The sequence below is a fragment of the Vibrio sp. SCSIO 43132 genome (assembly GCF_019904195.1).
Taxonomy (GTDB): domain Bacteria; phylum Pseudomonadota; class Gammaproteobacteria; order Enterobacterales; family Vibrionaceae; genus Vibrio; species Vibrio nigripulchritudo.
The window spans coordinates 1,645,510-1,669,940 of record NZ_CP063199.1 but is presented as its reverse complement, the minus strand read 5'-3'; the positions used below and the strand labels follow the sequence as shown (position 1 = coordinate 1,669,940).

Sequence of the window (24,431 nt, the reverse complement as noted above, 5' to 3'; positions counted from 1 at the left end):
AGAATATCTTCATCCGTTTCTTTGAAACTCTCGTCACTAAAAATTACAATTAACATATTAATAACAATTACAGTGGAACGCGTATGTTGTCGATTTTTGATATTTTCAAAGTGGGTGTAGGACCATCAAGTTCTCACACCAACGGTCCGATGATCGCTGGTTATCAATTTGGCAAACTGATTCAGCCCGACTTAGGGAAGATAACCAGAGTGAAGATCGAACTCTTCGGTTCGCTGTCTCTCACTGGTATTGGTCACCACACCGACCGGGCTACTTTATTGGGTCTGATGGGTTACGAGCCTGCGAATATTGATATTACCGAAGCCAATGAGCAGCTTGAAACCTGTACGAAGCGAGATCTACTGTTGCTATGCGGAACGCAGTCCATCGCCTTTAATCGGGAAAAAGACATGCTTTTTCACAAGCACGCGTTACCCCATCACGAAAATGGCATGACACTAACCGCCTGTGATCAAGACGGTAACCCTGTCGCGAGTGAAACCTATTACTCCATTGGAGGTGGGTTTATAAAAACAGAAGAGGAATTGAAGAACCCAAAACCGCTTGATTCTGTTGCCATTCCCTACCCTTTTCACAGTGCAGAAGAATTGCTGATGCAGGCAGACAAGCATGGGTTGAGTTTAGGTGGTCTGGTTCAGCAAAACGAACTCGCCATGCGCTCGAAGGCAGATTTGGATCATAAAGCCGATCAAATTTGGGATGTAATGAGCCGCTGCATGGAGAAAGGGTTCGAAACGGAAGGTATCTTGGATGGCGGTTTAAACGTGACGCGCCGTGCCCCTGCTCTACTCAAAAAGCTTGAAGCCAATGCATCGCTAGAAAATGACCCAATGGAAGTGATGGACTGGATCAACCTGTTCGCTTTTGCGGTGAGTGAAGAAAACGCCGCAGGCGGGCAAGTCGTAACGTCTCCGACTAACGGAGCTGCTGGTGTCATTCCCGCAGTGCTGATGTACTACCACCAATTCCTGAGACCTTTAGATAACAAACAGATACGTGATTTTCTGGCCGTGTCCGGCGCAATAGGCATGCTTTACAAAATGAATGCCTCGATATCAGGTGCCGAGGTTGGGTGTCAGGGTGAAATTGGGGTCTCCTCTTCTATGGCAGCAGCCGGACTAACGGCACTGCGCGGGGGCAGCAACGAACAAATCTGCATAGCGGCTGAAATCGCGATGGAACACTCACTAGGCATGACCTGTGATCCCATAGGTGGGCTGGTTCAAGTCCCTTGCATCGAGAGAAACGCAATGGGTGCAGTAAAAGCCATCAATGCATCCAGAATGGCGCTCAAACGCACCAGCAAATGTTTGATCTCTTTAGATAAGGTCATCGAAACCATGTATCGAACCGGTAAAGACATGAACAAAAAATACCGTGAAACGTCATTGGGTGGACTGGCTATGATTCATCTTGCTCCGCCTTGTGAGTAAGGTTGAAATGGACACTTATGATCAGTATTTTTTCTCTGATTTGTTTTCCAGATAGTAATTAACGAAGTCATTTCTAGAAAGGGATTTGCTGAAATACCAACCCTGAACAGAGACACCCGATTTGCAAGGAACTACTTCCAATTGGGTGTCTTTTTCTACCCCTTCAACCACCACATCTAGCTGCAATTCCTCTGCAATACTGAGCAGGCTGTTAAAGACCTTGAGACCTTTTTCGGTATCTAATGCGATGACAAAACTTCGATCGATTTTTATCGCGTCGATATCAAATTTATTAAGGTAACTGAGCGAAGAGAATCCGGTTCCGAAATCATCGATATGAATTTTCACACCCAGAAGATGGAGTCGGTTCAGTGCCAGAGTCATTTTTCTTCTGTCAGACAGCAACGTTTGTTCTGTAATTTCGAAATGGATTTTTCCGGCAAAAGGTACGACCAACCGTTCCACTTCCTGTAGCATCCGATCATCCATTAGCGTCTGTGGCGTGATATTTATGCTGACTTCCAAATCCACGTCTTTTCTTATCCAGTAGTCGATGTCACTTACGACGCGCTTAACCACCCACAAATCCAGATCTTTCATCATTCCCGCCTGTTCCAGCCAGGGCAAGAAACGATTTGGATACTCAATGTTTCCATGTTTATCTACGGCTCGGACTAACGCCTCGCAGCCAATTATTTCCATGCTTTCAGCATCGACCTGAGGCTGATATTCAAGGCAGAACTCTTTGTTACTGATGCTTTCCAGATGACTTTGCAGGCTGATCTCCTGTTTGGCTTTCGCCTGCATAATTGAAATCGGGTCATCGTTAAGGGTCAGTGCCTCTTCCTGCCGTCTTGTGTAGGTCGTATCCAGTGCAGAAAAATAGATTGAGTGCTTTGAATAGGAACGCTCTAAACCAAACACAAAAGGTGCGTAAATTAGTGCTCCAAGCAAGATATTAAATAGCTGGAGTCCAATGGCTGCCAAGTCTCCATGAGTGGCAATCCACGCATTAACCAAAATGGGGCTGTTAAAAGGCAGAGATACGCTAGGAGACGCGACCCACCCACTTTCAACGGCAAAGAGGCTCACGACAACGTTAACCAAGGGCACCAAAATGAATGGCACCAATAGCCTCGGGTTAAATATTATGGGCAACCCAAAAAGAAGAAGTTCGTTCACGTTGATGGCAGCAATGGGGATACTGGCGAGCGCAATAACGCGTAGAGATTGCTGCTTTGATATCACCAGCATGGCAACGATCAATGAAAAGGTGGCGCCGCTCCCTCCGATGAAAACAAAACTTCCCATCAAAGATAAATTCATATGGTAAAAGGCTTCACCACCAGAAATCACAACAGAATAGTTGAGGTCAATGGCTTCGTTTAAAAGCTCCACCATCGGCAGCAAGGCGTAATAGCCGTGTATTCCAAAGAACCAGAATACTGAGTTCAGCACGCTGAAAATCATTCCGAACGAATATGGGTCGTTTGCATAATCCAGAGACCGAAAATCAAAGCTCGTCATGCTGGATACAAAAGCAATGAATCCGGTATTAATCAGAATGGTAATGCCAGCTACCACAATAGCGGGCAGAACGAGGTTCAGCGTTTCTTTAACTATCTGCCCTGCACTGTCCAGGCTGGTCAACTCGAACCATTTTTGTTTAACGAGCCAACTAATGATTGGAATGAAGTACAAGGGAGTCACGATCGCCATGATGACGCTGTACATCAGCATTACATTCTCTTCGGGAATCAACTGGCGCAGCACCACTAAGTACGCTATCGACAGAAGTGCTATGGGAGGTCGTGGCATGCGGTATTGCATGGCAAGAATATATGAAATGGCGGCGGTCAGAAGGAATGGAAAAATAGCCGTCAGCTCTGAGTGCAGGGTAAAACTTGCTTCAACCCAAGAAGGTCTTTCGGTGTAAAGGAAATCCCCAATAGACGCAACGAATAGAATCAGAGAAGACAACATTAAACATGGAACCATCCACAATAAACCTTCCCGCAGCGCCAACAGAGAAGACCACAAATGCTTGGTGAAAGACTCATTCTCCCCCCAAATCACCAGCATTTTTAGCTTGTCTGCCCGATTCCATAGCTGCATGTGAGATCTCAGCAAAATCTACCTCATTTAACATTAGCACATGGCAATGTAGCAACGCTTTCCCGAAGTTGAGACGCTCCGAGCTTCTCCTGAAACATCGAGCGGTCTCATTACTTCACAAAAAGGTTTTATATTAAATTTATATTGACAAGGTATTACGTAAAACAATATGCTTTGCACGCATTCTAATCACACACTGCTGGAGTAATTTAATATGAGCCGCCAAAACGGTTTCTCACTCATCGAACTGGTCATTGTTGTCGCTATCATGGGAATTCTTTCTGCCGCTGCGTTACCTAAGTTTACTGAGGTAAGTTCTCATGCAAAAAGAGAAACATTAATATCTGCTGAAACAGCCTGGAATTCTGCTGCGAAGAATATTACCGGACAGGCGATGCTGGAGAAAAAGGAAAAGAACAGCGTAATACGTTTTAATGGCAAAGAGTTCAAGCTATCAGGTTTAATGCCGTACCTAGACGAAAAAAACTTAGACAGAGCAATGAGTACGAAACTCGCCTACAAAAATGTCACGCCCAAAAACAAAAATGAAAATGGCTTTAAGGAAGGCACCAGTGACGAAGATGATAAAGTTAAGTCCGTAATCTTCTGGCATCATAAAATGGACGGAGAAAAAATATCGGATATGACTCCAGAAGTCATACGTGAAAGCAAGTGCTACATAGAAATCTCATCCAAACCAAACCACCAGAGCTACCGAACAAAGTCGAATTTCAAAGGTTGCTAACTGAAAAACTTAAAACGCCACTCCGAGGAGTGGCGTCTTTGCTTTAACCAATTCTGAATTCGGTTTTATCGTAGGCTTTGACCAGCCACTTGCCGAATCCATCCAAAATACCAATTATCGATCGCTTGGGAACAGGTTTACCCTGAAGCAAGATGACCAGTCTTTGTACCTCAACCTTTTTCTTGGGATAAAAACGCAAAAAGTGCTTCCCACACTCCACCGGGTTTTCAATCCACTGCTTATCCTTGTACATGATCAGCGAATAGCTTGCTCTGAGCAGTTTCTTGGCAATGATCTTTTGCAGGTAGCGTGTTTCGGTATCTGAATGCGACTTAGCAATCTTATCTCTATAGAGCGTTACCCACTCACCGACATCCATATTCCAGTGCTTGGCAATTTCCCAACTGGGTTCAAAATCTCCGAAGCTCTGAGACAAATCTTCCCCATGAACGCAAACACAGCAGTGGCGGAGCATAAAGCCCCAAGTAAAAATCCCATCAAGGCTGAGAATTTCAGGCATGGTGCCAAACTGAAACTGAATGCCTGTTATCAGATGATTGTATTGTTTTGAGAAACGCCACTTAATGGTTTTTACAATGGTGTGCTCTTTGTCGGAAAGCGGACGTTGAGTAACGACAACAATATCCAGATTAGAATGCCCTACCCTAGCTGTTTTTCGTGCAACGCTGCCAAAGACATACACGCTATGAAGATTGGAGGTTAGTCCACGTGTGAGAAAGCCGAGAACTTCGTCGATGACCGGTTGAAAATCAGGCTGGAATGCGTCTTTAGGGTCAATGACGGGCAGAGAAGTGGTTGTGTTCAAAAGAATATTCCGAATTTTAGACTCCAGTATATATTCGCCCAGCATTTCCATTCGATCAAGTGTGGGGATGCAAATTAAGACCATGGTTCCGGTGAATAAAATCCCCTTTCGATTCAGGCAGTTTTCCTCATATGGCTCAGCAAAGTAAACATGGGTTGCGGGTTGGCTTAGACTAATGCCAAAAATATAAGCATTCAAACCTGCAGAAAGGCGCTTGGCAGTTGTTAGCCTATAAGGTTTCATGCTAGTTTCAGCCTGAAAACCAAGCAATTGCCAGAGATGTGGCAACACGCTTGAGTACCAAAACATTTAGGAAATAGACATGCCAAAGGCTAGCGAATTAAAAAAAGGGTTTGCCATTGTTTCTAACGGTAAAACGCTTCTGATTAAAGACATCGAAGTCACGACTCCAGGTGGTCGTGGCGGTGCAAAAATTTACAAACTACGTTGTAACGATTTAACGAATGGTGCGCGAGTAGATGAGCGCTATAAGTCTGACGACGTTGTAGATACTGCGGACATGACAAAGCGCAATGTCGCGTTTTCATACGTAGACGGTGATGAGTACATCTTTATGGATAACGAAGATTACACTCAGTACACCTTTAAGCAGGACGAGATTGAAGACGACCTGCTGTTCATTAATGAAGAAACACAAGGGTTGCAGGTTCTTCTGGTTAACGATCAGGCAGTAGGCCTTGAACTTCCTTCATCTGTTGAACTGGTCATTGAAGAAACGGATCCGTCCATTAAAGGCGCTTCGGCTTCTGCACGTACTAAACCTGCTCGTTTTGCCACAGGCTTGACCGTTCAGGTACCAGAGTACATTTCTACTGGTGATCGCGTGGTAGTTAACACCACTGAACGTAAATACATGAACCGAGCGTAACATTATGTCAGACCTAATTTCTTTTGATGATGTCATCGATACTGCCTACGATATTTTTCTTGAAATGGCGCCCGATAACCTCGAACCCGCAGATGTAATTCTGTTTACCGCTCAATTTGAAGATCGCGGTGCGGCAGAAATGGTTGAAACGGGTGACGACTGGGTCGGACATGTCGGCTTCGATGTAGATAAAGAAATTTACGCCGAAGTACGCATAGGCTTAGTTAATGAAGAAAGCGACGAGCTGGATGACGTATTCGCCCGAATGCTGATTAGCCGAGACCCGGATCATAAGTTCTGTCATATGCTTTGGAAAAGAGACTAACCCTCGTCTCATCTTCATTCATTAGATACAGAAAGCCCGCTAAACACAGTTAGCGGGCTTTTTTTGTTGCGTTAAGCTGTTACCACAGCTTCATCATATTGATGGTGGCGCTGCTGCCATCAGCCGCCTGATCCACCACCTGAAGAACGATACCGTAATGTGGGGTTAAACGACCTGTCGCTGGACGGATTGGATTGGAATAATCTTCCCAGTCCGCAAACATTGGGTTCGCTACCACATATGGGTCATCCAGAGTCAGACCATTGCGGTCTACAAGATGAATCTGGTTACCTGTCTTAGTATTGAATGCGGCATCACGTACCTGATAGCGGGACGTCGCCGGAGTGCCATCGCTCCAGAATTGTGGGTTACGGTCAGCATCAACAACACCTAACCATCCCTCACCTGGGTGAGAAGACACACCGTTGTCCGTGTGAGACGTATCGACATACCAAAGCACCAGACCCGGATCGAACGTCATGATGTGGTTGTTGCGATTGATGTGTGCCAATCCCTTATCAACGCCTTCATGTTGACGCCATTCCGCCAGATAGTAATGCTCATGTTCAAAGCGACCATCATTCAGAATCATGCCGTCAAACGTCAGTTCTGGGTGCGCTGACTCTGCATTGTAGTGAGCAACCTGCTGTGCGTCAGCAGTGACTTTCACTTCATCAAACCAGTAACCATTTTTCACGTAACCGCCATCTGTAAGGTAGTTAAACGTGATGGTCACGGTCTGACCTGCGTAGGCTGTCAGGTCAAAGTTTGCGTCTACCCAACCGTCAGACACTCCGGTAAATCCGATACCGTATCCAATTTCATGCGGATCGTAGGTCGTTGTGATGTCACCCGCAATTGGAGTGCCGTTCACCAGAATTCGTCCAAAGTCGTATTCATCTTCGATGTCGTAGTTCACTTTGAACGTCAGAGCCGCGGATGTCGCAGCAGGGATAGCAACATCAAACTGAATGTTGGTGTTCAGGTTGTCCCCACGTTGAGAGTAAAAAGACTGAGTGCCCAAAACGTCCATCAGTTTCACAACTTTTGGTGGCAGATTGATTCGCAAGTAATCATGATTGCTGCCTTTCGAAGAAGCCTGATCTAACACCACAGGCTGCGGAGACGTATTCAATTGGTCAAACTCGACCGTCTTACCATGTAACCAGTTTCCACCTAGTGAATTTTGCAGGAACTGACGAGCCCATGGGCTAAAGCCTGTTGGTTCAGTGCCCGGAATCAAACCCGCCCATGAACCAGAAGACATGATCGACCAGTAAGAGACTGGCTCACCAGGCGTGCTGCCCCACTCATCCTCACCGTAGATTGTGTCGTATTCATCAGGCAGCCCCAGATCGTGACCATATTCATGGGCAGCCACACCAGCTGCTGCATCAATTGGCTGAATCGTGTAGTCGTACGCCGCCATTGAGCCACCCCAGTTTGGCAATGGTGACGTTGTACCTTCAATCGCAAACACTTTGCCCAAGTTCCAGCGGTGAGACCAAATAGCGTCAGACCCCAGATTACCGCCCCCAGCTTCCTGACCGACACCAGAATGGAAGATCATAATGTGGTCAACCAGACCATCTGGTTCACGAAGGTTGCCGTCGCCATCCAGGTCGTAGCGATCTTCCAAGTCATAATCACCCAGATTTACATTAGGATCTGCCGCCGCAGCCAAAAGTGCTTCACGAACCAGATCACGAGCATTCACATCTCTGGTCGTGCCTTGTTGTGCACCGTAAAATGCCGCCGGATGCTTAGCTTTATACCAACCAGCCACGCCACCTATTTGCGTGTAAGAACCACCTGACTGCTGTTCGTAGAACTGAACCATAGAAATCAGGTTATTACCATTGCTGCCGACGTAACCATCACGTCCGAATAACATATTTTGGTAGTGCGTTGGTGTGTAGTCTTCGTAGTAATTCGAGGTTTCACCCGGCGTCACCATGTTGGCTGGGTAGTCAGGGAACTCGATGAGAATTGCCAGCACCTTGTCCTGAGTTACAGGTCCTGTCCATGCGTTCTCTTCCTGAACACGAGCGATAGATGCAGGAACTGCGCTGCTGGAAGATTCCGAACCCATCAGACCAAGTAGTCTCTTGTTACGCTTCTCTTCATAAGAAGCAAGTTCGCCCTCTTCTGGCTTTTGAACATGAATAGCAGACAAATACTGATACAACGCCTTAACCGATTCGGTTTCGTTAGCGTCTTTTGCAATAACACCTGTCTTTTTCAACATCGAAATCATGCGATCTTGGTTAACGACACCAAAGTCAACACCGTGTGATTTCACCGGACCTGCCACCGCGGAGGTGGAAAGCCCAAGCAGCAGCGAAGTCAACACCCCTGCTGCCAATTTACTTTTTATTGGTAATGCACGTGAACTCATTTCAAGCCTTTCTTCCTGTTTATTAAAAGTGATTGGTTTTGAACGAATAACCAAAATTCCATTTATTAAAAAGGCGACATAAGCAAGTAAGGAGGCAATTTAGCCTCTATTACTTATCTCTGTCTTAAACCCAAAAACTCTGAATAAATCAACTATTCAAAATCGAAACAAACAATTAATACAAATGTTAAATCATGTCTACGTGAAATAATTTATAAACAATAACCACTCATTTATTACTTATAATTAAATCAACAATACAATCAGAATTATTGTTCTTTGTTGATTTAAATTTCAGTAAGAAACCATTAAAAACATAATTAACAACAAGATTGACGATTAAAATTTAAATCATAAAAATCAAAATCATAAGAAATAAAATAAGAATTAATAACAATAGTAACATTAAAGGCAGCAAGGAATATAATTCTAGACTAAAACGTTTTATTCAATTTTTATTAATAAAAATACAACATGTAATTAAGTTGTCATAATTGAATAATGATCTCAAACAAATGAAACTAATAATTTAATTAATAGATAATAAAAATAAAAAATTTAATTTGGATATCCGAAATTATTGTTATGTTATCACATTACAAATTTATATATTTACAATAAATGACGGAAATTTGAGAATATAATGTGCCTTTCTTTTCCTTCCCGATATTTTTCTACCTTGAGCGGTACTCCATACCACTGCTATTCAGTCTGAAGTCAAAGTCCATAGCCAACGACATTGGCAACGTCTCATTTCTAAAAATCCTTACTTTAACTCTGGTTTTGTGAGTTAAGTCCATTGATCATTTTTTATACAAATGATTAAACTATCATTAACAGTATTACTTATTAGCTGTTAAGTAATACTTATTGACATACCTCCACCTGATTAAGGTGCGAAGTCGAGAAGAACTTAAGGAAAGTTGAACAGCAAAAGGAAGATTGAATATGGATCGTTCAAACAAAAAAATGGGGCTTTACCCAAAAGGTATGGACCGCAGAACATTTTTAAAAACTTCGACCGCCGCCAGTGTTGCTCTGGCTTTTGGGCTACCGGGAATGTCGTGGGCAGATGCACATGATCATATGTTAAGTAAATTTTTGACCGCAGACGTAGACTGGAAAGCTCATGCCGGAGAAACCATCGTGCTCGGCGCAATGGAACACCCGTGGACACAATCAATTGCCCCTGTTCTTCCTCTGTTTGAAAAACTCACGGGCATTAAAGTCAAGCTGCAGAAACAGTCAGAAACTGAATATGTGGGTGAAATGCCCGTGAAACTCGGTGCCGGTTCGCCAGAACCTGATGTCATGATGGTTCATGCACTTGGTCAGTTCATCAGCTCAGGATGGTTAGAGCCTCTTGAGGAGTACTACTCAAATCGCGCCTTGTTCGATGCAGGCTGGTACGACGCCGATGACATTTTCTCCATGGCAAACGAATTCCCGGTGTGGTCAGACAAAGTACGCTACAGCATGGCGGTAACCGCCGAAGCTCAAACCATGTTCTGTAACACCAAAGCGTTCGAAAAAGCCAGGCTAGCCATACCTAAAACCTACGATCAGGTGTATGAAGCTGCCACTAAGCTCAAGTCGAATCAAATGGCGGGCATTGTCCTTCGCTCCAAATCCGATGGTACCGCAGGCACCTGGCCTTGTGGTGGATTCCTGTTCTCTTATGGCGGCGAAGTGATTAAAGATGGCCGTTGCGTGTTAGACAGTGATCAGGCAATCGCCGCCATTGATATGTACGGACGCTTGCTCAAAGATGCCGGACCGCTCGGCGTCGGAAATTACCACTGGTACGAAGTATTGAATGACTTCTCTGCAGGTGCGGCTGCCATCGCAATGGATTCTTCCAACTTCGCAACCGACTTCCAGAACCCAGAAAAAAGTCTGGTGCACGACTCCACCACTTACGCCGCAATGCCAACTCATGGTAACCATTCTGTAAAAGCCAATATCTGGACGTGGCAAGCTGGCATCAACCGTCACTCTAAAAAGAAACAAGCCGCTTTCTTGTTACTGACGTTCCTGAACTCGAAACCGGGCTGCGCGCTGACATCAGCCAACGGACTGGCCACCATTCGAAACTCAGCATGGGATTCAAAGGCCTTTAAAGATCGCTTTGGGGCAGATGCTGCTCAGGCGGCACTTGCCAATCTGAACTCTGGTGATGCAGAAGTCTTCAAAGCGTGCTGGTTCCATCCGAAAGCCGCGCAGATTCTGGATGCATGGGGCATTGCAATTAACGAGGTCGCCACCGGTGCAAAAACATCTAAGGCTGCCATGACAACCGCAACCAACAAGATCAACGACATTTTGTAACGCCAGTCGGGTAAGGAAGCTCGACCGATACAACACATAACATCAGGGAAGGAAATAAGATGAAGGCAATGTTGTCAAAAGGGATGGTCGGATCCAGTCCGCCTGTGCCGCTTCGCTCGGCAAGAGCACATCGTAGAAACTTTATTTTGGCGATGTTATTGCCCGCTACCGCGGTGCTGCTTTTGACAACATTGTTTCCCTTTTTGCTCAGTTTGTATCTGTCCTTTACCGACTACTCACTTTTAAATGCAGGGGAAAAAAGCTTTATCGGGTTCGGTAACTACAGCAAGTTGTTCCAGTCTGAAGAGTTTTGGTCTGCCACCAAAGTGACTCTGGTTTTCACCATAGTCGCCGTGACCCTGCAAACCATTTTAGGGGTTGGAATGGCAGCTTTGCTTCACTATGAATCTAAGCAAGCTCCGTGGTTAAGACTTCTGTTTTTGTTACCTATCGCTATTACGCCGGTTGCCGCAACCTTCACCTTCAGGCTGATGTTCAATCCTTCACTCGGGGTTCTGAACTATATGCTGACATCAATTGGGCTGGAACCCAGCGCCTGGACAGCCGCCCCTGAATCGGCGCTGTTTTCTCTTATTCTTGTCGATACCTGGCAATGGACTCCTTTTATTTTGCTGATCACCGCAGGCGGGTTGGCTTCCCTGCCATCGGAGCCAGAAGAAGCCAGCGAGGTAGACGGTGCAAACGGCTGGCAAACGTTCTTTTACGTAACCCTGCCACAGCTCAAACCTTACATTGCCTTAGCTTTGTTGTTTCGGGTTATCGACGCATTCAAGACCTTCGACATCATCTTCGTGTTAACCGGGGGTGGTCCGGGGATCACTACACGAACACTGAACATTCTGGCGTACAAGCAAGGCATCGAATTTCTTGAAATGGGCTATGCCTCGTCCATCGCTATCGTGATGCTGATTTTTACCTTGATCGTCAGTCAGGTGTTTCTAAGAAAACTGGGCTTGTTTGATTTGAAAACAGGAGGCACATCATGACCGAGCGAAAAACAACGGTAAGCTCCATCATCGTCCGCCTTTTTGGGTCAATCTGGGCTCGCCGCGTGGTGCTGTATCTGTTCGCTATCTGGTGTCTGTTTCCGCTTTACTGGATATTTTTAACAGCACTGAAAACGCCGATTCAGGCAATGTCACGTCCGCCTAGCTTCTGGTTTGAAGCCACACTAAAAAACTTTGAAAAAGTGCTGGCAGACCCTGCCATTCTGGACTTTTTTATCGACAGCGCGATTGTCGCCGCCGGCTCCACCATTCTTAGCCTGTTAATTGGTGCACCCACCGCGTACATCCTCGCCCGCTTCCATTTTAAAGGCCGAGGAGATTTTGGGTTCTGGATTCTAAGCACAAGAATGACGCCCCCTGTCGCCATGCTGATTCCATTCTTCGTGCTATTTTTCCAGCTTGGTCTGCTGGACACGCATATCGGTTTAATCATCGCGCATGTGGTACTCAACCTTGCCATTGTCGTCTGGCTGCTGCGCGGTTTTTTCTCAGAATTGCCCGTAGAACTGGAGGAAGCCGCCTACCTCGATGGAGACACCTATTTCAGCGCATTTTTCCGCATTACCTTACCTCTTGCGCTTCCCGGCTTGGCTTCCGTTGGCATTTTGATTTTCTTACTGTCGTGGAACGAATTCCTTTTTGCACTGGTGCTAGGCGACAGTGAAGTCCGAACCGTCCCTATCGGGCTCTACGGCTTCATCGGGTATCAAACCATTCGCTGGGCAGAGCTCTCTGCCTCTGCCGCATTGATGATCGTTCCGATCATTATTTTCATTGTTATTTTCCAGCGTCACCTACTCAGAGGGTTGACGATGGGGTCATATCGATAAGGTTTAGGAGTTATTGATGACACAAGTTTCGCTAAATGCCGTCAACAAAGAATGGGCTGGAGTCAAAGCCGTCAATCAGTTTGACCTGAACATCGCACAGGGCGAATTTATTGTTCTGCTGGGTCCATCAGGATGCGGAAAAACCACGACCATGCGAATGATCGCCGGGTTAGAAACTCCTACTTCAGGCGAGATTCGCTTTGACGATACCGATATGACAGACCGCCTGCCAAGGGATCGAAACATCGCTATGGTGTTTCAAAACTATGCTCTGTATCCGCACATGACTGTGCGCGACAACATCGCCTACCCTCATAAGATCGCTGGGTTAGATAAGTCGGAGCGCTATCAGAGAGCGCTCTACGCCGCAGAAAAAGTCGGGCTTCTGGACTATTTAGATCGTAAGCCCAAAGCCTTATCCGGTGGGCAACGCCAGCGTGTAGCACTGGCTCGGGCGATTGTCCGAAACCCTTCAGTCTTTTTGATGGACGAGCCCCTATCGAACCTGGACGCCAGACTTCGGGTGGACATGCGTGCAGAAATCAAACGCCTTCAACGAGAGATGGAAGTCACCATGATTTATGTCACCCACGATCAGATAGAAGCCATGACGCTGGCTGATAGAGTCGTCATCATGTCTTCCGGAGAAATACAGCAGATCGGCACACCAGATGAAGTGTATGACGATCCGGCTAACTTATTTGTCGCGGGTTTTCTCGGCTCCCCTTCGATGAACAAAATTCACGGTCAAATTCTTAATGAGTCTTTTCAGACAAATGCCGGGGATCTCCCCGCTCAGGGTATCGGAAACAACACAAACGTTGTGCTGGGTGTTCGACCTGAAGACTGCGCACTTTCACATGAACCCGCCCATCTGACAGGAAAAGTCTATGCGGTAGAGCCTACCGGAGACGCCACACTGGTAGTCTGCAAAGTCGATGATCAATCCGTCACGTTGAAAGCTGATAAACATTTCCGCCCAGAACTGGACGCAGAAATCCATATTCAGGTAAATCCGGAACGTATTCTCTACTTCGACAATCAGACAGGTTTGAGGCTCCGCGCTCAATCAGAAGCTAGCAACTCAGGAGTACAAGAATGAAGAAAAGACGCTCCCAGGCTTGGTTTGGTCCCTTAGACAAAGACGGCTTTATCCATCGCAGTTGGATGAAAAATCGCGGCGCAACCGACGACATGTTCGACGGACGACCTGTCATTGGTATCTGCAATACCTTTTCAGAGCTCACACCTTGTAATGCACACTTTAGGGAGCTGGTTCAGGAAGTTAAAAACGGGGTTCTGGAGGCAGGCGGCTACCCTCTGGAGTTCCCTGTATTTTCTTGCGGCGAGTCCAATCTTCGCCCGACCGCTATGCTGTTTCGCAACCTAGCGTCAATGGATGTTGAGGAGTCGATTCGCGGTAACCCAATTGATGGTGTCGTGCTGATGGCAGGTTGCGACAAAACCACGCCAGCTCTTTTGATGGGTGCTGCCAGTGCCAATCTTCCGACTATTCTGGTATCTGGTGGTCCTATGCTTAATGGGCGTTTTCGAGGAGAAACACTAGGCTCTGGCACCGATGTGTGGAAGTTTTCTGAAGACGTTCGCGGGGGCAAGATCGACGTGAAAACCTTTATGGACGCAGAATCAGCCATGTCCCGTTCTGCCGGGCACTGCAACACTGTGGGAACCGCTTCGACCATGGCTGTTATGGCGGAATCTTTAGGTGTTACTTTACCTTATAACGCCACCTACCCCGCCGTTGATGCCAACCGAGCTCGAATTGCGCGTCTTTCAGGCAGGCGAATTGTCGATATGGTGGAAGAAGATTTGTGTCTCAATCAGGTTTTAGTCCGAGATGCGTTTTTAAATGCAATAAGAGTCAACGGAGCAATTGGCGGGTCGACGAATGCCGTAGTGCATCTGCTCGCTATTGCCGGGCGCGCCGAAGTGCCGCTGACTCTGCAGGACTGGGACGACTGTGGGCGAGATATTCCGACTCTGGTGGACTGCCTGCCAAGTGGTCGATTCCTCATGGAAGACTTCTGCTACGCGGGGGGCGTTCCGGCAGTGATGAAGCGAATTGAAGCTTCTATGAATTTGGATGTCATGACAGTGACGGGCGACTCGCTCAAACACAACATTGAATCCGCTCAATGCTACAACGATGAAGTGATTCGACCGCTGAGCCAGCCACTCGTTGATCATGGTGGCATCGCTATTCTCAAAGGCAATCTGGCTCCAAAAGGTGCGGTGCTAAAACCATCTGCTGCGACTCCTGAACTCATGAATCACCGCGGTAAAGCCGTCACTTTCTCAACAATAGAAGATTTCAAAGCTCGTATCGACTCGCCAGATCTGGACATAGATAAAGACTCCATTCTGGTACTAAAGGGAGCCGGTCCAAAGGGCTATCCGGGCATGGCAGAAGTAGGCAACTTACCCCTACCGAAAAAACTGCTTGAGCAGGGAGTCCGTGACATGGTCCGAATCTCGGATGCCAGAATGAGCGGCACTGCCTTTGGCACTGTGGTGCTTCACGTCGCACCTGAATCGGCCGCGGGTGGGGTTATCGGGTTGGTGGAAGATGGCGACATGATTGAACTGAATGTGGAGCAGCGAAAACTTCACCTTGAAGTGTCGGATGAAGAACTTCAGCAACGACGCAAACGTTACGAAGTAGAGCCAAGTTCCATAACCAGTGGCTACCAAAAGCTGTATATCGACCACGTGCTACAGGCGGATCAGGGGGCTGACCTGGACTTTTTAGTGGGATGTCGCGGCGCTGACGTTCCACGCGAAAGCCATTAGCAAATCAGGCTTCAGGAGAATAGAAGTTGACAGATTACATCATTGTGGGAGGCGGCAGCTCAGCGTGCGTTGCCGCGAATCGTCTGGTAAAAAAATACGGTGCCAGCGTTTTAATGTTAGAAGCTGGCTACGCGGACAATCATCCGTTATTTAGTATGCCCGCGGGCTTTATCAAAATGTTGGCGGGTTCAAAATATCTGACTTTTCATCATACCAAGCCACAATCTCAGCTTGGTCAGCGTGTACACGATATTCCACAAGGTAATGTGCTGGGCGGAGGCAGTACGGTCAATGCCATGGTTTACATGCGCGGTTGCGAGGAAGACTATCAAAGCTGGAATCAGGCGGTGGAAGGCGATGGCTGGAGCTACCAAGATGTGCTGCCCTACTACGTGCAACAGGAAGGGAATCAACGCCTGAACAACGTGCTTCACGGAATAGATGGCCCTTTGAAAGTGTCTGATCCTGTTCATATTTGCGATATGAGTTACATCTACCTTCAGACGATGCAAGCCATGGATGTTCCGCTTACACAGGATTTCAACTCTGGGAAGCAATTTGGCACTGGATTGATGCAGACCACCACCTATAAGGGTCGTCGCTGCTCTGCTTCAAAGGTCTTTCTTTCCGAGATCATGTATGAGAAAAAATTCGAGCTGCGTTTGGGGGCGAAAGTAACGCAGATCCTGTTTCTCGATAACACCGCCATTGGTGTGGAATATCAGCACAAAGGGCAGACTTACACAGTTAAAGCCAACAAAGAGGTTTTGCTGGCAGCCGGGGCGCTGGTGACTCCACAACTCCTTATGCTTTCCGGAATTGGTGACAAACACCACTTAGCCGACCATCAAATCGATTTAATTCAACATTTACCGGGCGTTGGGCAAAATCTGCAAGATCACCATGAAGTGCCTGTCGTCGTATCTACCAAAGAAAAGCTTGGTTATTTTGGCGAAGATAGAGGGCTAAAAATGATCAAAAATGGTCTTCAGTTTTTGTTGCTAGGTAATGGTCCTGTATCCAGTAACGGTTGCGAAGCCTGCTCGTTCATAAATCCAATTGAACCTGAAGCCAGACCGACGATTCAGCACTACTGCGTGCCCACCGTGTATTTGGATCGTGACGTAATGGGTATAGCGCCTACTCATGGCGCCACATTTAATGCCTGCGTGATACAACCCAAATCGAGAGGCAGTGTGCGGTTAGCATCCAATCGACACCAAGACAAACCCATTGTCGATTCCAACTATCTCAGTCACCCCGACGATATGGCACTCCAAATTGCAGGTTTTAGATATTCCCGTGAAATGCTTAAGGCTCCGCCTCTTTGCGATGTTGTGAAAGAAGAAATCTTCCCCGGTCTGAACTGCGTTTCTGACGAAGACATTGAGGCACACTGTAAACGCACGGTGAAAACCAACTACCACCCAGTTGGAACCTGCAAGATGGGGGTGGAAACAGACGAGTCTGCCGTTGTGGATAGCCACCTTCGTGTGTTTGGGGTGAAAAATTTACGAGTGATCGACGCATCAATTATGCCAACAATCATTAGCGCCAACACCAATGCTCCTGCCATGATGATTGCAGACTACGCGATAGACCGAATGATGAACGAACAGACAAGGAGCTCATCATGACCGTTGGTTATCCAGACCTGCGTAATAAACATGTGTTGATAACTGGCGGCGCAACGGGGATCGGTCAGGCATTAACGTCGGCTTTCGACCAGCAGAAATGCAACGTTAGTTTTTTGGATATTAATGCCGAAGCTGGTCAACAACTTGAGGAAACTCTGAATACGGCAAGATTTGCGTCAGTGGATATTCGGGATTTAGCCGCTCTAGAAAAAGCCATTAAAGATTTCGAGATAGAGTTTGGTCCGGTTGATGTGCTGATCAATAACGCCGCAAATGACAGGCGACATGCTTTGCCAGATTTAAACGAATCCGATTGGGATGAGTTGATGAACGTGAATCTTCGTTCCTGTTTTTATACCGCCCAATATGTGCATGAAAAAATGAAGTCAAATGGAGGCAGTATCATCAACCTGTCTTCAATCAGCCACTTACTAGGGATTTCAGGCTACCCCGCCTATTCCACCGCTAAGGCTGCAATTCATGGGCTGACTAAGTCTCTGGCTCGCGAACTTGGGGAATGGGATATACGAGTCAACACTCTCACTCTCGGCTGGGTCGTCACTGAAAAGCAGAAAAAGCTCTGGCTGACTGAACAAATAGAAAAAGAATGGCTGGAACAGCAATGCCTGAAGAGGATGGTTCAGCCACAAGACATTGCAAATACTGCTCTGTTTTTAGCATCGAATGCCTCATCCATGATCACCGGTCAATCTCTGGTGATTGATGGCGGGCGAACTTAGGATGAAAACAATTTGACCAAGAAACAGTTTTTACATGAACACGTAGCGACAGAAATCGGACAACGAGTGGTCAGTGGTCGCTACCCTCCAGGCGTAATGTTCGGCAATGAGCAGGATCTGATTGAAGAGTTTAATGTATCGCGCACAGCAGTACGTGAAGCAGTGAAAGTACTGAATGGAAAAGGCATGGTGGAATCTGTTCCCCGGCTAGGTTTAAGGGTTCGCCCTACTTCGGAATGGCATATGCTCGATAGCGAAGTGCTGTCCTGGGTGGTGCAAAGCTCGTTGAGTAGCGATTTAATTGTAGAGCTTTATGATCTGAGACTCGCGTTTGAACCAAGAGCAGCATACCTCGCAGCCAACCGGTTCTCGAAAGATGATGACATTGCCATTCGACGAGCCTTACAAGGCATGACCTTATACCTTGATGAAGAAGACAGAGTCCGACACGACCTTGCGTTTCATTGCGCGATTCTCGACGCCACTGGAAACCGATTTTATCGCTCGCTGGGTGACATGATATCCGTCGTTTTGCAGCACACATTCCGGCTTGCTCACAGAGATCTGGACGATGAATCCTGGGTGGACGAACACAAAAAAGTTTATGACGCGATTGTAGCTGGCAACGGTCAACTGGCCAGCGATTTAATGTCTTCACTACTCGAAAATGCCCTGAACGACTTAAAGCAAGCCACACGCCGCGCTTCTGAAGAAGCTTCAAACGAGTAACCAATACCAAATAGGTTGATAGCTATGAATAACGTAACACCACGCTTTGGAACTAACGACATTGTTGGGGTGAATCCCGTCTTCGCCATGCCTTTTACCCAGAATGGTGACGTTGACTATGAGAGCTTCGATCGTTTGGTGGAACACTTGATTCAGACGGGTTGCCATGGCATGACTTTATTCGGTATCGCCAGCGAGTTTTACAAGCTATCGTTCCCTGAAAAAGAAGAGCTGGCACTTCGCTTTCTGAAAAACACAGAACATTCAAACGTGTATCGCTGCCTGTCTGTAACCGATCACGCAACTGAATTAGCAGTTCAAACTGCCCAGCATTATCAATCTTTAGGTGCAGATGTGCTGATGTTGCTGCCCCCCTACTTCCTAAACCCTCAAACCTGGCAAATCGAGGAGCATATCGAAGCTGTCCTTTCTTCTGTTTCAATCCCAGTTCTAATTCAATACGCGCCCACTGAAACGGGTGTGCCAATTCCCCCTGAAAAGATGGCGGCATGGGGCAAGAAATACCCAAACGCAATGTTTAAAGTTGAATGCAATCCGCCAGTCGAATACGGCCAGACGTTACTTTCGATGCTGCCAGACGCAACCCTTCTCAACGGTTACGCAGGCTTGTACATGTTGGATATGATATCCATTGGCGGAAAAGGCGTCATGCCCGGCAGTTCGTTTGCCGAAGTATATGTGGACATCTATAACCTCTGGCAAAACGGACAGCATCAGGCAGCCAAAGACAAGCACCAGCAACTTCTCACTTTCATAGAAGTCTGGATGAGTAACTGCGAATACCTGATAGATATAGAAAAGAAAATATTAGCCAAACGAAACGTCATTCAATCCGACTATTGCCGCAAACCGGGGTACCCAACTACTGAAGAAGATAACCAGCAGATAGAAGAGTTTTTTCAGTTGTTTGGTTTGGGGTGAAATAAGTGGAAATTTAACTTCTTTGGAGGCTAAATTTCCAAAGTCTTGCGTGCCTGTATGATCTGCCCAAAATTGAGAACAGCTGTGCGAAGCCTCAAGTGAAACGCTAAATCTATATGTCTAGCTTTGTGCCAGCACCATGATTCAAAGAATAATTCCACTTTGAGATTAACCTCTAAAAGCCATCAGGATTTAAGCCATATTCTGCATATTTAATATGTTATCTTTCTTCTCTTTATCAACATGTTAGATATTGAAAAGGACTTGAGATGAAAAAACTATTATTTGCATTCTTGTTGATAGCATCATCCGCCTCTTACGCCGATTGGCATCATGGAAAAATTGAAATGATAGCCATAGGTTATGATGGAAAAACCATCTCTATAGGTCAGGCAGGCTCAACGAAAACAAGCTGTACATGCTATCCGACATGGCCAAATCGATACTGTCTAAATAGAGATCGTATCTCATTTAATGAAGAGTACGCTTTACTTCTAGCGGCTAAATCTCGTGGTCAGTCGGTTGCTTTAAATATTGACGAGACTACATGCCAAGTAATCGCTATGTATGAGAATTGAGACTACGGAATAAAATAACGTATTGTTTAACGTTTATTTTAAATATGAAGTTTTGGCTGCACTGGCAGCCAATTCGCTTTCAATAATGTGCACAATCACACGCTTTTATCAATACGACAATAATTAATATTTGCTAAATTACTCTGTCATTTAGATAAAGTGATAAGTTAAGAAAAATCACTTTACTGCCAGGTTCTAGATATGAATACAGAGTATTTTGAGCGAATACAATTCCAACAAGATAAAAAGTTAGATTCGTACTCTAACTAACACCAGTATTGTGATTCCTCCAAAAGAACATTTTCGTCATTCGTTATATTTTCGGAGTTATACATGAAATTTTTAATTGCTATGGTCATTTTTCTAACTAGTTTTAGCTCATTTGCAGGCTTCTCAAATTATTGTGGAACCGTGGATAAAATGTATACATGGGTCGGAGGCGGTGAAACATATGGCGTATGGGTGATGTTTGACAATAACCCTTCTGTTTGTTCTGGAGGGTTTTACTTATCTCAACAAGGTAATAATAGGGAACTTGTTTATAGTTTTTTACTATCTGCCAAAATGGCCAAGACGCCCATTTGCATTCAAACTAACCCAGAAGTAGGTAAAATCTCTTCACGTTGCAAAATAAACTACGTTGTGGATAAATAATTACCATCAAAATGATATTGAATAAGCATTAGGCTTTACAGTTGTTTATTTTGAAAAGATAAGAGTTATGTTAAAGAAGATCTTAGCTACTTCCATATTTTTAGTTTCAATAAATGCGTGGGCATCAGACGGAATTTACTGTAATGCTGGAACGGTAAAAGACATTCAGTCTGAACAAACTAATGTTGTTATTAATATATCAGGTCTGGGCTGGCATCAACTAGGTAGGTATGAGGAGCTTTCTTTCCAGAGCCGTTTGTCTATGGCACTTTCAGCACAAGCAAGTGGAAAGAAATTGGTTTTGGTATTTCCTTTAGAAAGTGGTGTAGATTGTAATCAACACAACTGGAATGTAAGTCCCTTAAAGGTTCGTATTTCTAATTAAGTTCTATAAAGAAATAGAGTAAGTATCGCAAGATATTGAAAGTAAAAAGCCTCGCACTATGGCGAGGCTTCGTATTTTTTAATAGCTCAGTTTAACCTTGGCGACGTGTTTTCGCTTTCGCAGGCTTTCTGCGTTGGTTGGCACGACCACCTGAGCTGTTTACGCGCTCTTCATGACGTTTCACCGCTCTGCGGATCTTCTGGCTACGTGAACGGTCACGTTTGCGAGATGTGTTATGAGGGTCAATCAAGGACGTTTTTTCTGGTGCAAGCTCTACCATTTCACGCAGGTAGTTCACTTCTTTAAGCTCCAGTTCCATCCATCCGCCGCGAGGCAGTTTCTTATCCAGGAAGATATCGCCGTAACGAACACGTTTCAGACGGCTCACTGTCGGACCTTGTGATTCCCACAAACGACGAACTTCTCGGTTACGACCTTCATTGATCACAACGTAGAAAGTGTGATTCATGCCTTCGCCGCCAGTGTATACCACGTCTTCGAAGCGCGCTAAACCATCTTCCAGTTCAACACCGCGAACCAGGTTCTGAATCATTTTCTCGTTCACTTCGCCGAACACGCGAACCAGATATTCACGTTCAACTTGACGTGATGGGTGCATCAAACGGTTAGCAAGTTCACCATCGGTTGTGAACAGTAGCAAGCCAGAAGTGTTGGCATCCAGTCGACCTACAGACACCCAACGTGCACCTTGAATTTTAGGCAAGCGATCAAAAACGGTACGACGACCTTCAGGATCGTGACGTGTACAAAGTTCGCCTTCCGGTTTGTAGTATGCCAGTACGCGGCAGACCACTTCTTCTGAAGCTTTTACTGAAACATTGTGTCCGTCGATTCGAACTGTCGCGTTTTCATCTTCTAAGCGTTCGCCTAGTTTAGCCACGAGACCGTTAACGCTCACGCGTCCGGCTTTGATTAGCGCTTCCATTTCACGGCGAGATCCATGACCTGCTCGCGCTAAAACTTTCTGTAACTTTTCGCTCATTAATTTACCTATGTGTCGCCTTCACAGACGTCGAGTGCAAAATTTGATGCCACCAGTTTTGGTGGGCGCGTATTATCGCAGATATTCTGGAAAAATACCCATTTAAATTTTGATTTTTTTATTACTCGAACGGCGTGGTATCCCCTGCCCCGACACGCGCAATCACAGCTTCATCTTCACTAAAATCAATAACTGTGGTTGGCTGCTCACCTAAGTAGCCACCATTGAGAATCGCATCTACGGCATGCTCAAGTCTGTCTCGGATTTCTTCAGGGTCGGATTCTGCAACGTCGCTGCCTGGTAGAATCAAAGAAGTCGACATCAAAGGTTCACCCAGAGCTTCAAGCAGATCCAGCGCTATGATGTTGTCTGGCACACGAATTCCGATGGTTTTCTTTTTGGAATTCATTAACCTGCGTGGAACTTCTTTCGTGCCTTTGAAGATAAAGGTGTAAGGACCAGGCGTATTATTTTTTAATAGTCGAAATGCTGTATTGTCGACGCGAGCGTACAAAGACAACTCTGAAAGATCACGACATAGCAGCGTGAAGTTGTGTTTATCATCCAGTTTGCGGATTCGGCAGATGCGTTCAAGTGCCTGCTTGTTTTCAAGCTGACAACCAAGCGCGTAACCAGAATCGGTGGGATAAATGACGACACCGCCATTGCGAATAATGGCAACGGCTTGAGTAATCAATCGGGCTTGCGGGTTTTCTGGGTGAATGTAAAAAAATTGGCTCATTATTCTTCCTCGCTTGCGAGCTCTTCGTCTCTTGCGAACTCCTCGTTTCTTGAATCTGGGGATTGTTGATTCTGAATCAAATCCCAATCTTTCCACACTGGCTCTACACCAGCGGGCAGCCATAAGTTTCTTCCCAGTTCCATCCAGGGTGACGGATAATGAAAGTCGGAACCTTGAGAAGCTAATAGTTTGTATTGTATAGCATAATCAGCAAGATTGCGTCGTTCTTGTTGGGCTTGCTGAGGCTGAGCCACTTCCATGGCATCTCCTCCTGCTTCACAAAACGCCGTAATCAGACGCTTAATCCATTTAGCTGTTAACTGATATCGCCCCGGGTGGGCCAGCACTGCCTGACCACCAGCCGCATGAATTGCGGTGACAGCATCTTCGATGGAGCACCAGGACGGCGGAACATAGCCAGGGTTATTACGAGTCAGATACTTTTTAAATACCTGCTGCATGGTTTTAGCATAGCCGTTATCCACCAGCCATTTGGCAAAATGCGCTCTTGTTACTGAAGCGTCACCCGCGATTTCACGCACTTCCTCTAACACACCCTCTCGCGTCGCTTTTGCAAGCCTTTGAGCGATGAGTTCGGAACGTTCTGCTCTTCTGCGTTTTTGTTCGTGAATCAGCGTTTGAAGAGCGGGATGATCACGGTCGATATTCAACCCGACAATATGAATATCTTTATTCTGCCAAACAGTAGAGATCTCGATACCATCAATCAAAGTCAGATCGATGTCATTTTTCTGGATATAACTGTGCGCCACACTGAGCCCATCGACCGTGTCGTGGTCTGTAATGGCTAATACCTGCACTCTGAATTCAATCGCTCGATCAATCAATTGTTCAGGTGAAAGTCTGCCGTCGGAGGCAGTGGTATGGCTGTGGAGATCTATTTTCATATTAATGCTTGACTTTTTACCCTTGCACTAGTTAACTAGTACGCAATGACAGACAGCGTACTTAGGAAGCTCATGTTACAGGAATTTAACCAACAACATAACGACAAAGTTTCAGTGGTTTGCACTGTTGCTTCGTGGTGGCTTGTGTGGTGGAAACCTGCGCGGGCTATTGTGCGTATCTGATTTATAGAATTTCAGTCAAATAGCCCGCTCCCTGAGCGGGCTTTTTGTTTTGTCGACTTACTCACACTCAACCGGACAATATTGCAGCAAATCAAGGCGCTCAAAGATTGGGGCTGAGTGACGAATATGCGAGTATGTAGTTTCTCCAAATCGCACCACAAATTGAGATTTTTATCTGGGG

General features: G+C 46.0%; 22 protein-coding genes. 16 read left to right on the top strand and 6 right to left on the bottom strand.

Annotated elements, in window-relative coordinates; translation table 11 throughout:
* The first annotated feature begins 83 nt into the window (after window positions 1–83).
* Window positions 84–1,454, top strand: coding sequence for an L-serine ammonia-lyase (locus tag INR79_RS07550; protein WP_223096671.1), 1,371 nt, complete (start codon window positions 84–86; stop codon window positions 1,452–1,454).
* Between the two features lie 21 nt (window positions 1,455–1,475).
* On the opposite strand, the gene INR79_RS07545 is transcribed toward INR79_RS07550, so the two are convergent.
* The gene (locus INR79_RS07545) at window positions 1,476–3,536 is read right to left on the bottom strand and encodes an EAL domain-containing protein (RefSeq protein WP_038122714.1); all 2,061 of its coding nucleotides are present in this window, start codon (window positions 3,534–3,536) and stop codon (window positions 1,476–1,478) included.
* Window positions 3,537–3,783: 247 nt separating this feature from the next.
* On the opposite strand from INR79_RS07545, the gene INR79_RS07540 reads away from it, so the two are divergent.
* Window positions 3,784–4,314: a type IV pilin protein gene (locus INR79_RS07540; RefSeq protein WP_223096669.1), complete on the top strand. Its 531-nt coding sequence runs from the start codon at window positions 3,784–3,786 to the stop codon at window positions 4,312–4,314.
* A 43-nt stretch (window positions 4,315–4,357) separates the two neighbouring features.
* Here the strand turns inward: INR79_RS07540 and INR79_RS07535 are convergent, their stop codons facing one another.
* The gene (locus INR79_RS07535) at window positions 4,358–5,140 is read right to left on the bottom strand and encodes a nucleotidyltransferase domain-containing protein (RefSeq protein WP_262415391.1); all 783 of its coding nucleotides are present in this window, start codon (window positions 5,138–5,140) and stop codon (window positions 4,358–4,360) included.
* 322 nt (window positions 5,141–5,462) lie between these two features.
* Between INR79_RS07535 and yeiP the strand changes: the two genes are divergently transcribed.
* Window positions 5,463–6,029, top strand: a complete 567-nt coding sequence (yeiP, locus tag INR79_RS07530; protein ID WP_004404694.1) for an elongation factor P-like protein YeiP — start codon at window positions 5,463–5,465, stop codon at window positions 6,027–6,029.
* A gap of 4 nt (window positions 6,030–6,033) precedes the next feature.
* Window positions 6,034–6,354, top strand: coding sequence for an HI1450 family dsDNA-mimic protein (locus tag INR79_RS07525; protein WP_004404692.1), 321 nt, complete (start codon window positions 6,034–6,036; stop codon window positions 6,352–6,354).
* Between the two features lie 79 nt (window positions 6,355–6,433).
* Here the strand turns inward: INR79_RS07525 and INR79_RS07520 are convergent, their stop codons facing one another.
* Complete coding sequence (locus INR79_RS07520) at window positions 6,434–8,752, bottom strand: immune inhibitor A domain-containing protein (RefSeq protein ID WP_223096667.1); 2,319 nt, start codon at window positions 8,750–8,752, stop codon at window positions 6,434–6,436.
* A 948-nt stretch (window positions 8,753–9,700) separates the two neighbouring features.
* Between INR79_RS07520 and INR79_RS07515 the strand changes: the two genes are divergently transcribed.
* The 12 genes from INR79_RS07515 to INR79_RS07460 all read left to right on the top strand — a co-directional run bounded on the left by INR79_RS07515 (window position 9,701) and on the right by INR79_RS07460 (window position 21,414).
* Window positions 9,701–11,080 carry an ABC transporter substrate-binding protein gene (locus INR79_RS07515; RefSeq protein WP_223096665.1) on the top strand — a complete coding sequence of 460 codons (1,380 nt, stop codon included), beginning with the start codon at window positions 9,701–9,703 and terminating at the stop codon, window positions 11,078–11,080.
* Window positions 11,081–11,139: 59 nt separating this feature from the next.
* Complete coding sequence (locus tag INR79_RS07510) at window positions 11,140–12,087, top strand: carbohydrate ABC transporter permease (RefSeq protein ID WP_022592123.1); 948 nt, start codon at window positions 11,140–11,142, stop codon at window positions 12,085–12,087.
* On the top strand, window positions 12,084–12,938 hold the full coding sequence (locus tag INR79_RS07505) for a carbohydrate ABC transporter permease (protein WP_223096663.1): 855 nt from the start codon (window positions 12,084–12,086) through the stop codon (window positions 12,936–12,938). Before INR79_RS07510 ends, INR79_RS07505 begins: the two co-directional genes overlap by 4 nt.
* A gap of 16 nt (window positions 12,939–12,954) precedes the next feature.
* The gene (locus INR79_RS07500; RefSeq protein WP_223096661.1) at window positions 12,955–14,040 is read left to right on the top strand and encodes an ABC transporter ATP-binding protein; all 1,086 of its coding nucleotides are present in this window, start codon (window positions 12,955–12,957) and stop codon (window positions 14,038–14,040) included.
* Window positions 14,037–15,749, top strand: coding sequence for an IlvD/Edd family dehydratase (locus INR79_RS07495; protein ID WP_223096659.1), 1,713 nt, complete (start codon window positions 14,037–14,039; stop codon window positions 15,747–15,749). The genes INR79_RS07500 and INR79_RS07495 overlap by 4 nt, the downstream gene beginning before the upstream one ends.
* 26 nt (window positions 15,750–15,775) lie before the next feature.
* On the top strand, window positions 15,776–17,386 hold the full coding sequence (locus INR79_RS07490) for a GMC family oxidoreductase (RefSeq protein WP_223096657.1): 1,611 nt from the start codon (window positions 15,776–15,778) through the stop codon (window positions 17,384–17,386).
* Window positions 17,383–18,126 carry an SDR family NAD(P)-dependent oxidoreductase gene (locus INR79_RS07485; protein ID WP_223096655.1) on the top strand — a complete coding sequence of 248 codons (744 nt, stop codon included), beginning with the start codon at window positions 17,383–17,385 and terminating at the stop codon, window positions 18,124–18,126. Before INR79_RS07490 ends, INR79_RS07485 begins: the two co-directional genes overlap by 4 nt.
* Before the next feature lie 12 nt (window positions 18,127–18,138).
* Window positions 18,139–18,855: a FadR/GntR family transcriptional regulator gene (locus INR79_RS07480; RefSeq protein WP_022592129.1), complete on the top strand. Its 717-nt coding sequence runs from the start codon at window positions 18,139–18,141 to the stop codon at window positions 18,853–18,855.
* 24 nt (window positions 18,856–18,879) lie between these two features.
* Entirely contained in the window at window positions 18,880–19,797 is a 918-nt protein-coding gene (locus INR79_RS07475; RefSeq protein WP_223096653.1) for a dihydrodipicolinate synthase family protein, read from the top strand.
* A 269-nt stretch (window positions 19,798–20,066) separates the two neighbouring features.
* A complete protein-coding gene (locus INR79_RS07470) occupies window positions 20,067–20,375 on the top strand; it encodes a hypothetical protein (RefSeq protein WP_223096651.1) in 309 nt (102 codons plus the stop codon).
* A 333-nt stretch (window positions 20,376–20,708) separates the two neighbouring features.
* Entirely contained in the window at window positions 20,709–21,029 is a 321-nt protein-coding gene (locus INR79_RS07465; protein ID WP_022598229.1) for a hypothetical protein, read from the top strand.
* 67 nt (window positions 21,030–21,096) lie between these two features.
* Window positions 21,097–21,414, top strand: a complete 318-nt coding sequence (locus INR79_RS07460) for a hypothetical protein (protein ID WP_022598227.1) — start codon at window positions 21,097–21,099, stop codon at window positions 21,412–21,414.
* 91 nt (window positions 21,415–21,505) lie between these two features.
* Here the strand turns inward: INR79_RS07460 and rluB are convergent, their stop codons facing one another.
* From rluB to rnm, 3 genes are all read right to left on the bottom strand, one after another.
* Complete coding sequence (gene rluB / locus INR79_RS07455) at window positions 21,506–22,417, bottom strand: 23S rRNA pseudouridine(2605) synthase RluB (protein WP_004409456.1); 912 nt, start codon at window positions 22,415–22,417, stop codon at window positions 21,506–21,508.
* Window positions 22,418–22,538: 121 nt separating this feature from the next.
* On the bottom strand, window positions 22,539–23,159 hold the full coding sequence (locus INR79_RS07450; protein ID WP_223096649.1) for an L-threonylcarbamoyladenylate synthase: 621 nt from the start codon (window positions 23,157–23,159) through the stop codon (window positions 22,539–22,541).
* Window positions 23,159–24,067 carry an RNase RNM gene (gene rnm, locus INR79_RS07445; protein ID WP_223096647.1) on the bottom strand — a complete coding sequence of 303 codons (909 nt, stop codon included), beginning with the start codon at window positions 24,065–24,067 and terminating at the stop codon, window positions 23,159–23,161. Before rnm ends, INR79_RS07450 begins: the two co-directional genes overlap by 1 nt.
* Between the last annotated feature and the right edge of the window lie 364 nt (window positions 24,068–24,431).